The 387-nt window shown below is 41.6% G+C and carries 1 protein-coding gene; it reads left to right on the top strand.

All coding sequences use genetic code 11. The features are described 5' to 3' along the window. Window positions 1-387, top strand: a 387-nt coding sequence (locus ACYPV9_RS14240; protein ID WP_459744836.1) for a hypothetical protein, incomplete at both ends; no start/stop codon positions are given.

A 387-nucleotide genomic window follows, 5' to 3' on the forward strand; every position in this document is an offset into this window, starting at 1 on the left:
CCAGAAGCAGGCTTTACTACAGATCCAACAGTGATTGGTTATACGGTAAGTGATGCAGAAGGCAATGCAACATCAGCAACAGTAACGGTTACTTATGGAGAGTTACCACCAGTAGCGAATGACAATACAGATGTAACATTAAATACGACAACACAACCAAGTGCCCCGTTACAGATTTTAACGGATGATTTATTAAGTGATGGCGTAACATCAGCAAGTCCAACGAATACGACTTTAGATTTAGATCCAACTACAGCAGGCGTTCAAGATGTCTTGGTAGTTGCAGGCGAAGGAGTTTGGAATTATAATTCATCAAACGGAGAGATTGTCTTTACCCCAGAAACGATATCAGGAGGATTTGCAGCTAATTTCACAGCAGATCCAACG

The organism is Polaribacter sp. OB-PA-B3 (assembly GCF_054589375.1).